Consider the following 12,547-nt stretch of genomic DNA (forward strand, 5'->3'; position numbering starts at 1 on the left):
AATGTCGATGAGCACCGCACTACTGACCGACAAGGTCGTCGTCGTCAGCGGCGTAGGCCCCGGACTGGGCCGATCGATCTGCACCGAGGCCGCCGCGGCCGGTGCGAAGGTGGTACTGGCCGCGCGCACCGAGTCGCGGCTGAAGGAGGTCGCCGCCGAGATCGAGGCGGCCGGCGGCGAAACGCTGTGCGTGCCCACCGATATCACCGACGACGACGCGGTGGCGACCCTGGTCCAGCGCACCCTCGACACCTTCGGCAAGGTCGACGCCTTGGTCAACAACGCGTTCGCGGTGCCGTCGATGAAACCGCTGGCGCGCACCGACTTCCAGCAGATCCGCGACAGCCTGGACCTCACGGTGCTGGGCGGGTTGCGTATGACCCAGGCGTTCACCGAGCCGCTGGCGCAGACGAACGGGGCGGTCGTGATGATCAACTCCGCGGTGCTGCGGCACTCCGAACCCCGGTACGGCAGTTACAAGATGGCGAAGTCGGCGTTGCTCGCGATGTCGCAAACGCTGGCCAGTGAGCTGGGCAAGCAGGGCATCCGGGTCAACAGCGTGGCGCCGGGCTACATCTGGAGCGACCAGCTGAAGTGGTATTTCGGCGAGGTGGCGAAGAAGTACGGCATCACCGCCGAGCAGGTCTACCAGCAGACCGCGGACCGCTCGGATCTGAAGCGCCTGCCCGAACCCGACGAGATCGCCCGCGCCGTGGTGTTTCTCGCCTCGGACTGGTCCAGTGCGATCACCGGCCAGACCCTCGACGTCAACTGCGGCGAGTACCACGCCTGAGCCCGCGACCCTAGGAACCCTTTTATGACCACCCGCACCGACGTGGGCACCGTCGAGGATCTGCACGCCTCGGCGACCAAGGCCTGCGGTCTCACCGATTTCGGCTCCGACGACTACCGCGAGGCGCTCGGCATCCTGCTCGAGTCCTATCAGCGCGACGCCGACCTCACCGAACTCGGCAGCAAGATGAACCGCTACTTCCTGCGCGGGGCCCTGGTGGCCCGCGCGCTGAGCGAGGCCTCGTGGAAAGCCAACCCCCGATACGCCGAAACACCCATCACCAGGCCGATTTTCGTGACCGGCCTGCCCCGCACGGGCACCACCGCGCTGCACCGCCTGCTCGCCGCCGACCCCCGGCACCAGGCGCTGGAGATGTGGCTGGCGGAATTCCCGCAGCCGCGCCCGCCCCGCGACACCTGGGCCGACAATCCCGTGTACAAGCAACTCGACGCCGGGTTCGCCCAGCATCACGTCGAGAACCCGGAATTCATGGGCCTGCACTACATGACCGCCGCGGAGGTGGAGGAGTGCTGGCAGCTGCTGCGGCAGACCGTGAAATCGGTGTCCTACGAGTGCCTGGCCTACCTGCCCACCTATTCGCAGTGGCTGAGCAAGCAGGACTGGACCGACGCCTACGTCCGGCATCGAAAGAACCTGCAGCTCATCGGGCTCGGTGACGAACGCCGCTGGATCCTGAAGAACCCCAGCCACCTGTTCGCCCTGGACGCGCTGCTGGCCGTCTACCCGGACGCGCTGGTGATCCAGACCCATCGCGACCCGGCGACGGTGCTCGCCTCGGTGTGCAGCCTGTCCGACCACGCCGCGCGCGGCTGGTCGAACACCTTCACCGGCAGCCGCATCGGGGAGACCCAGCTCGAGCTGTGGTCGCGGGGCCTGCACGAGTTCACCGCGGCCCGAAAGCGTTACGACCGAGCGCAATTCGTCGACGTCGACTTCGCCGACCTGCGCGCGGATCCGCTCGGCACGGTCGAGTCGATCTACCGGACCTTCGGCATCGAATTCACCGACGCGGCGCGCGCGGCGATGACCGCCCTGGACGAGGAGAGCCGGACCGGCGACCGCAAACCGGCACACCGATATTCGCTCGAGGACTACGGCCTGAGCGCAAGCCAGGTAAACGAGTATTTCCGAACGTCCTGAGCATTTCGCGACCGCGGGCCGCCAGGGTTTGCCGCCACCCGGGCCGCCCGCGGTGAGCTACTCCAGCTCGACTCCCTTGGTTTCCGGGAGCAGCGCCGTGGACACCAAGCTGACCGCCACGAACAACGCCATCATCAGGCCGACCGCCCAGCCGCCGAAGGTCGCCACCAGCCCGCCCGCGACCAGCGGCGGCACCGCGCCGCCGACGATCCCGGCGAGATTGAAGGCCAGGCCCGCGCCGGTGTAGCGGTACCGCGTCGCGAATATCTCGGGAATGAACGACGAGATGGGGCCGTAGAAGAGGCCGAAGATGCAGAAGGTCACGCCGATGGCCACCGCGAACAGCAGCCCAGAACCGGTGTCGATCAGCGGGATCACCGCGAACGCCCACGGCACGGTCAGCGCGAAACCGATCAGCATGAGACGGCGGCGGCCGTAGGTGTCGCACAGGCTCGCGGACACGGCGGTGAAGGCCATCAGCGACACACCGCTGAGCACGCCGGTCGCAAGGATCAGATTGCGGCTGTGGCCGACCTCGTTGCTGGCGTAGCTCATCAGATACGTGCCGCCCATGAAACTCATGGTGAACACGCCGACCATGCAGCCGGAGGCGAGCACGATCTGGCGCGTCTGCGCGCGGAAGAGGTCGGAGATGGGCGCCCTGGCGACGCTGCGTTCCCGCTTCTCCTGCGCGAAGACCGGCGTCTCGGCGATATTGAGCCGCACGTAGAGCGCGATGGCGACCAGCACGGCGCTGAACAGGAACGGCAGCCGCCAGCCCCACTGCATGAACACCGCGCTCTTCTCGCCGATAGTCGCGTTGACCGCGAGAAACACCAGACCGTTCATCGCCATGCCGGCGCCCACGCCGAGCTGGGTGAACATGCCGTACTTCCCGCGCTTCCCCGTCGGCGCGTACTCCGCGCTCAGCAGCGCCGATCCGGCCCACTCGCCGCCGACGGCGAAACCTTGCAGCACCCGCATCGACAGCAGGATGATCGGGGCCGCGACGCCGATGCTCGCGGCGCTGGGGACCAGGCCGACCGCCACCGTGGACAGGCCCATGATCAGCAGGGTCGCGACCAGAGTCTTCTTGCGGCCCAACCGATCTCCGAAGTGTCCGAAGACGGCCGCGCCCGCCGGACGGGAGAGGAACGCCACCGCGAAGGTGGCCAGCGAGGAGATCGTGGCCATCGTCGGGCCCATGTTCGGGAAGAACACGTGCGGGAAGACGAGGGCGGCGGCCGTGCCGTAGATGTAGAAGTCGTAGTACTCGATCGCCGTGCCGACGAAGCTGGCGAAGGCGACCCGCTTCATCGGGACCGGTTGCGTCGCGGTCGCCTGGGCGGGCGGGTGCTCGAGGTGCACCTGGTCCGGCGCGATGTCGTAGGTCATGTGTCCTCATCTCCTTCGGCCCGCGGCCGTCCACGGCACTCAGTCTGCGGCGGCGGCTGTGACGCGCACCACCACGAGTCGGAGGAAGCTCGCGGCGCGGTTTCCTACATTCCGTGGAATCGTTCAGTCCGCCGGCCGGTCGACGAGATCGAGCAGGCGCACGCCGAGGTGCAGCAGCAGCCGGTCGCGACCGTCGTCGAGGTCCAGTCCGGTGATGCTGCGGATGCGGTCCAGGCGGTAGTACAGCGAGGTCCGGTGCATGTGCAGCGCGGTCGCGGTGCGGGCGATCGAGCCGCCGTGGTCGAGGAAGCTGCGCAGCGTGTCGAGCAGTTTCCCGCTGCCGTCGCGAGCGAGGAGTTCGCGCACCGGGGCGGGGATCGTCGACCAGGTGAGGGCGCGGTCGGGAATCTCGAGCAGCACGGCGTGGGCGCCGAGGTCGTCCCAGTGCGCGATGCCGTCGGGGGAGCCGAGTCCGCGCAGCGCGGCGCGGACGGCGATGTCGGCGCGCCGCCGCGCCTGCCAGGCCTGGTCGAGGTGGCCCTCGACGGTGCCGAGGCCGATCGCGGGATTGCTGTCCGGGCCGAGTAGCCGGTGCAGTTCGGCTCGGATGTGCTCGGCTTGCACGCGCAGGTCGGACGGCGGGCGGTCGCGGAACTGGAGCAGGGTGGCGCGGGTGCCGTCGATGACGAAGTCGGACAGGACGGCTCGCGCGCGGGCGGGCCCGTCGAGCGCGGTGGGCAAGGCGATATCGATGGGGGTGTCGGCGGCGGCGGGCGTGCCGATGTGCACGGTCGTGACCGCGGCGGTTCCGGTCCGGCGGGCGTCGTGTTCGACCTGGAGCGTCGCGAGTGCCGCCCGCCGCGCCGCGCCGTCCTCGCCGAGCAGATCGCGCAGCGCGGCGCGGCGTTCGAGCCGGCGCGGGTCGGCGGCGAGGGAGTCGGCGTACAGCTGGGCGGCGATGTCGCGGCTCGTCTTATCGATGTGCTCGATCTCGGCGGGCGTGAGCGAGCCGTCGGCGTCCATCACCATCAGGAAACCGAGCAGCCAGCCCGGACCGTACAGCGGCACACACAGCCGCGAGTGCAGGCCGAGTTCGGCGCTGGCGCGGACCACGTGCGGGCCGTGCCAGCGTGCCGCGCCCTGCGCCAGGATGAAACGGCCGACCTCGGGGCCGGCGTCGTGCTGCAGGATCGCGCGGATCCGCACCGGATCCTCGTCGCCGAAGTGGCGGCTGGTGTAGATCATCCGCACGGCGGGATCGTCGATGACCACCGACCGCCCGAGCTGGTCCGCCAGGGTGTCGACCATGTGCTGGACGTGCCTGCCGACCGAGAGTGGACCTGTCATGCTGCCCTTCTTCCAGCGTTTTTCTACAGAACGTCGAGTCGGCTGGTCAAGCTTGCGACGTCGCGCGGTGTTGTGCGGGGCGCGGCGATTCGATACTCGGGTTCGGTAGCTCGCGCATCGGTGGCGGTCTCGGTCGCCGGGGCCGCACGCACCGGCCGGCAGCTGGTTCGAGGGCTTCCGATGCCACGCGGTCCGGTGGCCGTCACGTTCGATCATCGAGGAGCGGGAAGACCTATGAGTGGACGGTTGTCGGGCAAGGTCGCCGTCGTGTTCGGGGCGGGGTCCAGCGGCGCGGAGTTGAGCAACGGGCGCGCGGCGGCGCTGGCGTTCGCGCGGGAAGGCGCGTGCGTCGCCGCGGTGGACCGCAGCCCGGACGAGGCGGAGCGGACCGCCGCGCGGATCGTCGAGGCGGGCGGGAGCGCGGTGCCGCTGGTCGCCGACGTGACCGTGGAGGCGGAGGTGGCGGCCGCGGTCACGGCGGCGGCCGACCGGTTCGGGCCGCCGACGGTGCTGCACAACAATGTCGGGGCCACGCAGGTCGGCGACATCACCGAACTCGACCGGGACGCCTGGGACGCGGCGCTGGCGCTGAATCTCACCGGGGTGTTCCTCGCCTGCAAACACACCGTGCCCTGGATGCTGCGTGCGGGCGGCGGGTCGATCGTGAACGTGTCGTCGCTCGCGAGCATTCGCTATGTCGGCTACAACTATCCGAGCTACATGGCCACCAAGGGCGCGGTCAATCAGCTCACCGTGGCGCTCGCGCTCGAGTACGCCGCGCGCGGCATCCGGGTCAACGCGATCCTGCCCGGCCTGATCAACACCCCGCTGGTAGCGCGCCAGCTGGTCGCCGACCCGGCCCGCGCCGCCGAGGCGCTGGCCGCCCGCGACGCGGCCAGTCCCACCGGTCGCATGGGTACGCCGTGGGACGTCGCGCACGCCGCGGTCTTCCTGGCTTCCGACGAGGCGGGCTACATCAACGGTGTGTGCTTGCCCGTGGACGGGGGACTCTCGGCGCGCGCGGCCTGACGTTTCGTGGCCGGAAGTCGTTGGGCGCGTGGATCATCCGGCCGCATATCATGGCTGCGACGGGCCCGTCCGGTGAGCGCTGAGTCGCGGACCGCGGGTAGGGAGTTGTGCGGAGGGCGTGTCCCGTACTGCCCGCGGGGGATCGGGTGCGCGGCATGTCCGGTGTGTCGGCAAACTTACAGCGCTCGGGCACTGAATACTGTGCGCATGACCTCGGGTCGGCTGTCGCGCAGAACGATGTTCGCCCTGGCGGCTCTACTTCCGTGCAGCGCGATGGTTTCCGCGCGCGCCGCGGTGCCGGTGTCGTCGATGCGGTACACGATGACCGCGTTCACCAACCGGAGCCAGACCGACATGTGGGTCTTCGAATCCGCTGACGCGACGAACTTCTCACTGGTGGCGGCGTCGGCCTATTGCCCACCCGAGGCCGACCGCGCCGGGACCCCGGCGGCGGCGGTCACCGACAAGCGGGGACTGTGCCGCGACCCCAGCGTCTTCCGCCACGTTGACGGCGCCTACTACCTGACCTACACCACGGCCTGGGACGGCGACAGCATCGGATTCGCGCGCAGCGTCGACCGCGTCGACTGGACGTTCCTGTACGAATACCCGATCCCCGGGGCAGCCCACGCCTGGGCGCCGGAGTGGTTCGTCGATGCCGACGGCACCGTGCACGTCCTGGTGAATCTCCACGACGGCACCGTCTTCCGGCCGCATCTCATGACCGCGACGGACCCGTCGCTGAGCGCGGAGCAGTGGACCCCGCCGACGCCACTGCTCGGCCTCACGCCGGAAGACGGCGCGCTCGGCTACATCGACGCCACGATCGCCCAGTCGAACGGCCGCTACCACGCCTTCGTCAAGAACGAATCGACCAAGAACATCGAGGTCGCGGTGGCCGACGAGCCACTGGGCCCCTACCACTTCGCGCGCCTGGGCAACTGGGCGTACTGGGGCGGCGCGGGCGAGGGCGCACCCCGCGAGGGCCAATGCGTAATCCCCCTCCCCGACGGCCGCTGGCGCATCTACCTCGACGCCTACAACCTCGACAACCCCGACCAGGGCCGCTACCTCTACAGCGACACCGTCACCGACGACCTACTCGGCCCCTGGACCGCACCAGCAGACCTCCCCGGCCTCTCCGGTTTCATCCGCCACGGCACCGTCCTCCCCGAATACTTCCCACCCTCACCGCAGTAGTCGCCGCCTCTCTCACGAATACCCAACCAGCGCAGCGACTTTCGTGACGGCCTCGTCGCAGAGTTGTGCGCCCGACCGAGCAGCCCTCGATTCTCTGCGGGTCGATCGATTGTCGAGGCGTGGACGGGTAGGGCACTACGCTGTTCCGGTCGACGGGCGGGGCCATACGTTGCGTAAGGAACCGGGGAAAGGTCCGGTTCGCCGATTCGACGGAGGCATGAGATGTTCGCGCACTGGGGCACCTTCACGAAGCCCAATTCACTCAACGTGTGCCTGAATTTCGCGGGCGACTCACTGCGACAGCACGGCTACCAGATCTGGGAGACCGTCGACGACGGTGACTACATGGTGATCGGAGGCCGAGACAACGTGATCGTCAACGTCACCTGCGTTCCGCAGCGCGGCAACACCTGGGTCTCGGTCAGCGCCTACTCGCCGGACTCCGGTTCCGCCGAGTCCGCGCGCAACAGCGTCCGAGAGACGATAGTGCGTCTCCAGCTCATCGACGAACAGTAGACCACAGGGAAAGCCCACCTGAAACATGCTGGAGGGCAACGGCTTCAGGCGCGGAACCGGGCGGGCGGCGTGGGCCGCCCGCCCGGGGAGGGGGTGGGGAGGGGTCAGTTGGCGGGGGCGTTGATCTTCTGGAAGAACTGGACGGCGCTGGCGATGCCTACCGGGACGCCGACCAGGATGGAACCGGCGGCGGCGCCGATGGCCACGCCGACGCTGGCGCCCGCGATGCAGCCGCCGGGCGCGCCGGCGAAGAAGATCGGGGCGGTGAGGGCGCCGACGGTGATCGCGCCCAGGACGCAGCCGCCGACCAGGCCGATGACGCTGCCGATCAGGGTGCCGACACCGGTCGCGAGGCCGAACTGGGTGGCCGCGGCGGACAGGGCCGAGTCGAAATCGGCCTGGTCGACGAACTGCAGGGGCATGTCGACCGGGTGCGCGGTGGCCGGGTCGGTGCTCGGGGTCAGCGTCGCGGTGTTGCCCTCGACCTTGGCGCTCACCGGATATTCGAGGCCGTCCATGCGGTAGGCCAGCGGTAGACCGCCGACCACGGTCCCCGCGGCATCCCGCACGACGAACTGGTTGTCCCGAGCCTCGAGGAAGCCCGCGTCGGTGTGGACGACGACCGACTGCCCGACAACGTCGGCGTCCCAATGGATCACGGCCGGATCGGCGGCGGCAGCCGGTCCCGCGGCCACCGTGCCCGCGACGGTGAGTGTTCCCACTACCAGCGCCGACGTAGCAGCGAACTTCCGAATCTTCATATCCCTCAGTACTTTCTCCTGTACCTGCGCTACCGGTGTCCCGGTGCACACGGCCCGAAAAGGGCCTCCTGGGAGAGTCGGCCCGCGGTATTACCCGCATGGTTCGTTCGTGTGAACAAGGCGAAAACTGGGAATTCTCAGCAACTATCGGCGGTGCATGCCGAGGCGGCCTTCCAGCTGGATCAGCAATTCGCCGAGTTGCTCGGCGAGCAGGCGGTGCTGTCGCTCGTCGAGGCCGGCGAGGAGAGCGTCCTCGAATGCCAACTGCGCGGGCAGAACCGAGTCGAGAAGGTCACGGCCCCGTGCGGTCAGGCGGATGTGCACCACCCGGCGATCGCGCTCGTCGGCGCTGCGCTCCACCAGGCCGCGCTCGGTCAGCTGACGCAAACGCTTGGTGACCGCGGCTCCGGAAGAGAAAGTCTCCCTGGCGAGTTCGCTCGGGGTGAGCCCGCGGCCCGTGCGGCGCAGCGCGCCCAGCAGATCGAATTCGGGCCGGGACAGCTCCGCCTCGCGCAGCGGCGCGCTCTCGGCCTGCTGCAGCAGTGCGGCGCAGCGGTTGATGCGGCCGATGAGTTCCATTGGCGCGGTGTTCAATTCGGGGTGGACGGCCTGCCACTGCCGCACCACCGCGGCCACGGTATCTTCCGTCACGCCTGCTGCTCCTCGCACGGGTGCACGTCGCGCACCAACCCCTGCCGTCGTATCGTCGCAGCGAGCGTACGGTGTGCGCGCTGCTCGGCCCGCAGCAGCCTCTCCTCGGGCAGCGCGCGCTGCCACCATTCCCCCGCGGCGGTGTCGGCGGAATCCCGCAGTTCCACGAGCGCGGCGGTGAGCCCGCGCCGGGCGGCGGTCAGCTCGGCGGTTGACGCGGCCGGTGCCTGTGGGGCGGCGGCCAGTGCACGGGCGGCGGTTTCGGTGGCCGATTCGACGGCGTCGAGGGCTTGTTCCAGGCGGCCGCCGACTCGCCGGTTGGTGACGAGGACGGCTACGAGCATGCCGACCGTGACGCCGGCCAGTGTGTCGAGCACCCGGTCGGAGATGAGCTCGCCGACGGGCCGGCGGTCGGCGGCGAACTCGGTGACCAGCAACGCCATCGGGGTCACGGTGACCGAACCGAGCCAGTAGTTGCGGGTGATCAGCGCCTCGTTGCAGAAGCTGAAGAACACGCACAGCACCGCCAGCACCACGACGCCGGTCCGGGCCAGCGGCACGACCGCGGCGAACAAGGCCACGCCGCACAGGTTTCCGAGCAGCCGCTGCAGTACGCGATGCCAGGTGAGGGTGATATTGGCCTGGTAGATCGCCGCGGCCGAGACGACGGCCCAGTACGGATGGCCGACACCGAGCGCCAGTCCGGCGTACCCGGCCAGCGCGCAGCCCACCGCACAGCGCACGGCCACGGGCAGCAGCGGCGAATCCGGTCGCAAGAGCAGCCGCGCGACCCGCGCCGGGCCCCGCGCGCCTCGGCCCGCACGCTCGACGTCGAGTCCCAGTAGTTCGTCGCCCGCGCCCACCGGCAGCGTCACCTCGGGCAGCGGCCCGTACCCACGGACCTGCCGGGCCCGGTCGCGCAGCCGCCACGCGCCGGCCGGGTCGGGCGCGCTGGCGAGCGCGGCCTCGGCGCGCAGGACGAGATGCTCCAGGGTGTGCCGCGTCGGCGTCCGCCGCCCGCTCGCGAGCAGCGCCTGCCACGCGCCTTGCACGGCTGCCGCCGCGGCGTGCCGGGTGCGGTGGCGACTCGCGTCGTCCGGGGCGTCGAGGTACCCCGCGGCGGCACTCAGGGCGCGAGCGGTGGCGCGGCGCTCGGGCCCGTCGCGCCGAACCAGTGCCGGAGCCAGCGCGACCGCGCCGCCCACCACGCCCGCGGCGAGCGTCAGCGTGAGATGCCAAGGGACCTGGTGCAATTCCTGCGGCGCGAACAGCGTGCCCGACGCGACGAAGACGAAGATCACGTGACCGGGCGGGCCGATCCGGGTGGCGTCGCAGACCGCCTTCTGCACGGCCGCGACCAGCGCGGCGATCGCGATCAGCGCCACCACACTGTCGACGAGCGCCGCGCAGACCAGCGCGACCGCCATGCTCGCGGTCATGCCGAGCACGACCCACGCGCCGGCCCGCACCCGCGCGGCGTAGGGCAGCTGGTGTCCGTAGAGCGCGCAGAACGCGCCGGGCATGACGTAGACCGCCAGCTCGCCGTGACCGGTGATCAGCAGGGGGAGCAGCACCAGGCCGAAGGCCACCGCCACGCTGGTCGCGGGCTTGAACCAGATGTCGGACGGGCGGTTGAGACGGAGTACGCCGGAGAGCGGGAGGAGAGGTGGTCGGGTGCTGGTGTCGGCGGAACTCACCCGAAAAGTTTATCAGGTATTTTACAAGTAAATCATCTAGGGCGATGTCGGTCAGCGGCCCGCACGCCGCCGCGCTCGGCGCTTGCGGATCGCGTCGAAACGCACCTCCAAACCGTCGACGAACGATGCCAGGGCCAGCTCGAAACTCTCCGCGTCGATCTCGTCGGCCTTCGCGCGCAGCAGGTGCGCCTGTTCCAGATGCGGGTAGCGGTCGCGATAGACCTGCACGTCGTCGACGAACCCGCGGGAGAACGAGCCGATCGTCGAACCCATCACCACGTAACGGGTGGCCGCGCCGATCATGGTGGCCTGCCGCGGCGGCCAGCCCGCGCGCACCAGGCCGCCGTGCACGGCGTCGGCGGCCCGCAGGTTCTCGTCGCGGCGGCCCGGGCCGGCGGCCAGGTACGGAACGAAATTCGGGTGCCGGACCAGCGCGGCGCGATACGAGCGCGCCCACGCCACCAGGCCCGCGCGCCAGTCACCGGATTCGAATACCGAGGTGTCGACGCGAGCCATGATGCCGCCGGCGATGTCGTCGAGCAGCTCGTCCTTGGTGGGGTAGTGGCCGTACAGCGAGGCCGCGCGCACCCCGAGTTCGGCGGCGAGTTTGCGCATCGACAGCTCGCCGAGCCCGTCGCGGTCGATCAGTTCCAGGGCGGCGTCGCGGATGCGCTCGCGGCTCAGCAGCGGCACGCGTGGGCGGGCCATGCGCACACCTCCTCGACGTCGGGCCGCCTGATACGCGGCGCTCCTTGAAAAACCGAACAGCGTTAGGATACCGTGTGCGGAGAAACCTAACAGCGTATGGTTAGGAGTTGCCCGATCATGGATCTCGAACTCGGTGACGCGCACCGCGCCCTGCGTGAGGTGGCCGGCGCGTGGGTCGACAAGGAGGTCGTCCCGCACGCGGCGGCCTGGGACCGGGCCGAGGCGGTGGACCGGGCGATCGTGCGCAAACTCGGCGACATGGGCTTCCTCGGCATCGAAATCCCGGAGGAGTACGGCGGTTCCGGCGGCGACGCGCTGTCCTATTGCGTGCTGCTGGAGGAACTCGGGCGCGGCGACAGCGCGGTGCGCGGGATCGTCTCGGTGTCGCTGGGGCTGGTGGCGAAGTCGATCAAGTCCTATGGCAGCGAGGAGCAGAAGCGACACTGGCTGCCGCGACTGTGCGCGGGGGAGGCGCTCGGGTGTTTCGGGTTGACCGAGCCCGAAACCGGTTCCGACGCCGCGAATCTCGCCACCAAGGCGGTGCGCGACGGGGACGGGTGGGTGCTGTCCGGCACCAAGATCTTCATCACCAACGGCACCTGGGCCGAGGTCGCGGTGATCTTCGCGCGCACGGGCGGCCACGGTCCGAAGGGCATCACCGCGTTCCTGGTGCCCACGGACACAACGGGTTTCACGCGCACGGAGATCAAGGGCAAACTCGGCCTGCGCGGCCAGGCGACCGCCGAACTCGTGCTCGACGGTGTGCGCGTGCCGGATTCGGCGCGGCTGGGCGCCGAGGGCGGCGGGTTCACGATCGCGATGAGCGCGCTGGACAAGGGCCGCATGGGGGTGGCCGCGGGATGCGTCGGGCTGGCTCGCGCTTGCCTGGAGGCGTCGGTACGGTACGCGCGCGAACGCGAACAGTTCGGCAAGCCGATCGCGTCGTATCAGCTGGTGCAGGAGCTGATCGCGGATATCGCCGTCGACGTGGAGGCGGCGCGGCTGCTGGCGTGGCGGGTGGCCGATCTGGTCGATCGCGGGCAGCCGTTCGGCACCGCGGCGTCGGTCGCCAAGCTGTTCGCGAGCGAGGCGGCGGTCAAGGCGGCGAACAACGCGATCCAGGTGTTCGGCGGATACGGGTACATCGACGAGTATCCGGTGCAGAAATACCTGCGCGACGCCCGCGTGCTCACGCTCTACGAGGGGACCAGCCAGATTCAGAAGCTGCTCATCGGCCGCGCGCTCACCGGCGTGAATGCCTTTGTGTAGCAGAGCTTTCAGGAGTGATA

At 69.8% G+C, this 12,547-nt stretch carries 12 protein-coding genes; 6 read left to right on the forward strand and 6 right to left on the reverse strand.

Going from position 1 to position 12,547, the window contains the following annotated elements:
- Nucleotide 1 precedes the first annotated feature (1 nt).
- Nucleotides 2–793 carry an SDR family oxidoreductase gene (locus tag IU476_RS21625; RefSeq protein WP_195102832.1) on the forward strand — a complete coding sequence of 264 codons (792 nt, stop codon included), beginning with the start codon at nt 2–4 and terminating at the stop codon, nt 791–793.
- 24 nt (nt 794–817) lie between these two features.
- Nucleotides 818–1,954, forward strand: a complete 1,137-nt coding sequence (locus tag IU476_RS21630) for a sulfotransferase family protein (protein WP_195102834.1) — start codon at nt 818–820, stop codon at nt 1,952–1,954.
- 57 nt (nt 1,955–2,011) lie between these two features.
- Here IU476_RS21630 and IU476_RS21635 read toward each other — a convergent pair whose 3' ends face one another.
- Together IU476_RS21635 and IU476_RS21640 are read right to left on the reverse strand one after the other, a co-directional pair.
- Complete coding sequence (locus IU476_RS21635) at nt 2,012–3,271, reverse strand: MFS transporter (protein WP_228824124.1); 1,260 nt, start codon at nt 3,269–3,271, stop codon at nt 2,012–2,014.
- Between the two features lie 201 nt (nt 3,272–3,472).
- Nucleotides 3,473–4,696, reverse strand: a complete 1,224-nt coding sequence (locus IU476_RS21640; protein WP_195102838.1) for a PucR family transcriptional regulator — start codon at nt 4,694–4,696, stop codon at nt 3,473–3,475.
- 234 nt (nt 4,697–4,930) lie between these two features.
- On the opposite strand from IU476_RS21640, the gene IU476_RS21645 reads away from it, so the two are divergent.
- From IU476_RS21645 to IU476_RS21655, 3 genes are all read left to right on the forward strand, one after another.
- Nucleotides 4,931–5,725: an SDR family NAD(P)-dependent oxidoreductase gene (locus tag IU476_RS21645; protein ID WP_195102840.1), complete on the forward strand. Its 795-nt coding sequence runs from the start codon at nt 4,931–4,933 to the stop codon at nt 5,723–5,725.
- 207 nt (nt 5,726–5,932) lie between these two features.
- Nucleotides 5,933–6,925 carry a glycoside hydrolase family protein gene (locus IU476_RS21650; RefSeq protein WP_228824087.1) on the forward strand — a complete coding sequence of 331 codons (993 nt, stop codon included), beginning with the start codon at nt 5,933–5,935 and terminating at the stop codon, nt 6,923–6,925.
- 222 nt (nt 6,926–7,147) lie between these two features.
- Complete coding sequence (locus IU476_RS21655; protein WP_195102842.1) at nt 7,148–7,441, forward strand: hypothetical protein; 294 nt, start codon at nt 7,148–7,150, stop codon at nt 7,439–7,441.
- A gap of 104 nt (nt 7,442–7,545) precedes the next feature.
- Here IU476_RS21655 and IU476_RS21660 read toward each other — a convergent pair whose 3' ends face one another.
- From IU476_RS21660 to IU476_RS21675, 4 genes are all read right to left on the reverse strand, one after another.
- Complete coding sequence (locus tag IU476_RS21660) at nt 7,546–8,202, reverse strand: DUF8020 domain-containing protein (protein ID WP_195102844.1); 657 nt, start codon at nt 8,200–8,202, stop codon at nt 7,546–7,548.
- 144 nt (nt 8,203–8,346) lie between these two features.
- Complete coding sequence (locus IU476_RS21665) at nt 8,347–8,853, reverse strand: MarR family winged helix-turn-helix transcriptional regulator (protein WP_324194181.1); 507 nt, start codon at nt 8,851–8,853, stop codon at nt 8,347–8,349.
- Nucleotides 8,850–10,550 (reverse strand): FUSC family protein, encoded by a 1,701-nt coding sequence (locus IU476_RS21670; RefSeq protein ID WP_324194182.1) that lies wholly within the window; start codon nt 10,548–10,550, stop codon nt 8,850–8,852. The genes IU476_RS21665 and IU476_RS21670 overlap by 4 nt, the downstream gene beginning before the upstream one ends.
- 51 nt (nt 10,551–10,601) lie before the next feature.
- The gene (locus IU476_RS21675) at nt 10,602–11,258 is read right to left on the reverse strand and encodes a TetR/AcrR family transcriptional regulator (RefSeq protein ID WP_195102848.1); all 657 of its coding nucleotides are present in this window, start codon (nt 11,256–11,258) and stop codon (nt 10,602–10,604) included.
- A 117-nt stretch (nt 11,259–11,375) separates the two neighbouring features.
- On the opposite strand from IU476_RS21675, the gene IU476_RS21680 reads away from it, so the two are divergent.
- On the forward strand, nt 11,376–12,527 hold the full coding sequence (locus IU476_RS21680) for an acyl-CoA dehydrogenase family protein (RefSeq protein WP_195102850.1): 1,152 nt from the start codon (nt 11,376–11,378) through the stop codon (nt 12,525–12,527).
- The last annotated feature ends 20 nt before the right edge of the window (nt 12,528–12,547 follow it).

This window comes from Nocardia blacklockiae (assembly GCF_015477355.1).
In the GTDB taxonomy this organism is placed as follows: Bacteria; Actinomycetota; Actinomycetes; order Mycobacteriales; family Mycobacteriaceae; genus Nocardia; species Nocardia blacklockiae.